The sequence below is a fragment of the Fretibacterium fastidiosum genome (genome assembly GCF_000210715.1).
GTDB classification, from domain to species: Bacteria; Synergistota; Synergistia; order Synergistales; family Aminobacteriaceae; genus Fretibacterium; species Fretibacterium fastidiosum.
In genome coordinates this window covers 377,813-380,309 of sequence record NC_021038.1, presented here as the reverse complement: position 1 = coordinate 380,309, position 2,497 = coordinate 377,813, and the positions used below count along the sequence as shown (strand labels likewise).

At 67.3% G+C, this 2,497-nt stretch carries 3 protein-coding genes; 1 reads left to right on the top strand and 2 read right to left on the bottom strand.

Translation table 11 applies throughout. The features are described from left to right. The coding region (locus tag SY1_RS01680; protein WP_208872564.1) for a hypothetical protein at nucleotides 1-475 on the bottom strand (475 nt) is incomplete at its 3' end. Beyond that, nucleotides 447-1,844 (bottom strand): extracellular solute-binding protein, encoded by a 1,398-nt coding sequence (locus SY1_RS01675; protein ID WP_208872563.1) that lies wholly within the window; start codon nucleotides 1,842-1,844, stop codon nucleotides 447-449. The genes SY1_RS01675 and SY1_RS01680, both read right to left, overlap by 29 nt. 157 nt (nucleotides 1,845-2,001) lie before the next feature. On the opposite strand from SY1_RS01675, the gene SY1_RS01670 reads away from it, so the two are divergent. After that, on the top strand, nucleotides 2,002-2,497 hold a 496-nt coding region (locus SY1_RS01670; protein WP_208872562.1), incomplete at its 3' end, for a hypothetical protein.

Genomic DNA, 2,497 nt, shown 5'->3' with positions numbered 1-2,497 from the left:
CGACGAGGTAGAGCCCCGATCGGGAGGTCACGGCCTCCTGAAGGCGCAGGCTGGCCGTGGCGTTCAGGATCACGAAGGCCCCCGTGGCGCGGGAGCGCTGCAGCGAGAGCATCAGGAGGTCGAACTGCGACGCCAGAAGCGGTTCCAGCAGCTCCGGCCGGCGCATCAGCCCGTCCGGAGAGAGGTCCCGCGCGGACAGGAACTGCTCCGCGCCCCGCGAGATCATCCGACTGAGCTGCAGGGCCATGGCCGAGAGCTCCCCCAGCCGGCGCTCCGTTCCGGCGGCCAGGCGGTTCAGCTCGTTGTCGAAGGCCAAGCGTCCCCGCCGGTCCCTCAGGCTGACGCCTCCCGTCAGGAGGAGGGCCATAAAGACGACGGCGGCTACCGTCAACGCGATCGCAGCAAAGAAGGCGTAGAGCTTCAGCCGCAGCGCGCGCCCGAGGGCGTCACCGGGTCCGGTCGAGGAACTGCTCATAGGCACCCGCAGACGCCATGCTCCAGGCGTCCTCCTCGCTCATCCCCGCGTCCAGGGCGTCCCGATAGCGCTGACGGGACTCCGACGCGACGTCCCACAGGGCCCGCTCGTAGCGGATCTCGAGCTCCCCGTAGTTCGGCAGGGGGCTCTGGGGGACGAAGGCGTACTCGTGCTGCATGACCCCGATCGTCTCGATGTAGCTCTTCCAGATCCCGCAGGCGCCCTCGCTCCACTCCGCCTCGGCCCGCTCCGCCGCCTGTCGCGTCACGGGGAGGTAGCCCGTGCCGTAGACGTAGCGGAGGTTCTCGTCCGGGGACGTCAGCCACTTCAGGAACAGGACGGCCGCGGCCTCCCGATCGGGCGTGCTGCGCAGGAGCGTGAACCCTCCGGATCGGAGGATGGCGGCCTTCCGCCCCCCCTCCAGCACGGGGAAGGGCAGGATGTCGAAGCTCACGGGCTCCGAGGTGTTGTCCCGGTAGATCACCCGGTTGGGCACGAAGGTGATGCCCGCCGTAGCGCTGGTCCAGCACAGGAGCAGCCCCGTCTTGGCCAGGTCCGTTCCGTAGCCCTTGTAGATGGCCGCGTAGCCCCGCACCCTCGGCTCAAAGAGCAGCTGGAAGACGCGACGGTAGGTCGGCGACGCGACGTTGAGCCCGTCGTCCACAAAAGGGTCCTCCCCCATCTGGGCGAAGGCGGCCTGAAGCAGGTTGAAGGGGTTGTCCACCATGAAGAACATCGCCCCGTCGCGCTGGACGTTCGGCGTCCTGTCGTCCGTCCAGCGGTAGTAGCGCTCGGCGGTGCGAAGCAGCCCTTCGAGGGTCCCCAGCTCGGACAGCTGCGCACCCGTGTCCTGCGCGAAGCGGTCCCAGAGCGTGCGGTTCAGGATCAGGCCCTCCGACCCGCGGCCTATGGGGAAGGAGTAGAGCTTTCCGTCGTGGATGCGCCCCGCCTCGATGAAGGAGGGGACGTATCGGGCCAGCTCCTCCTGGGAGAAGTAGTCGTCAAAGGGGACCACCCGTCCCTTTTCGATCAGGGGAAGGACGGACTTTGGGTAGGCCACGACGATATCCGGGGGCTCCGGAGCGCCCGGCGCGTCCTCGGCGATGGACGTCAGGTTCTCGTGGATGATCTCAGCCTTGGCGATGTTCGTGACGAGGATGGCGACGTCGTGCTTCCGTCCCGTCGATCGGTTGAAGCGGTCCACGGCCACGGTCAGCGCGTCCTCCACGTGCCCCGTGGGGTTGTGCCATATCGTGAGCACGATGGGGTCACGTCCGGCACTCCGCCAGCACAGGAAGCCCAAGGCCAGAGCCGCCGCAGCACAAAAGGCCGCTATAGCCAGGCCACCACGAGAACGAAACAGGACCACGCGCAAACACCTCCCTCTGCGTCCGTCGCAAGGGGGACGACGGGATTTCATTATAATACAACACAACGCCCGGCGTCCGCACATCAAACGGGCGAAAAGGGTGTAGAATTAGGGAAGTTTTGTACCCGTCAGGCACGGGGGAAGGAGATTCGCACCGATGGGGAAACGCGCCTTTTTCGTCCGCAGGGTCCTTTGTCTTCTCTGTCTTGCAGCTGCGGCGGGGGTCCTGGGCTACCGCGCGGTCCTGCGCTTCGCCCCGGACAAGCTGCGCGAGGAGGTCCGCTCCGAGATCGCGACCCTCATGAACTCCATCCAGATGGAGACGCTGAGGACGGGTGTCCTGCTCAAAAAGGCGGCGCTCGAGGCGGGGCGATGCGGAGCCGCCGGCGACGCCCTCGCCTGCAAGTCCCTTCCGGCCCGCTACCTCGCGTCCTACGACGTGGTCGGCAGCCTGGGGCTCCGCCTGCCGGCCGAGGCCCTTGCAGACGGAAGGCCCCTCGCGGAGTACGCCCTTCGGGAAGCGGGAGAAATCTCGACGATCGACGACTTCCCTGACGGCGCCGAAGCCGTCTCGGAGGACGAGGAGGCGGTCCTGTGGCGGCCGTTCCGAATTCACCCCCTGACGAGGACCCCTTCGGTCTCCGCCGTCTATC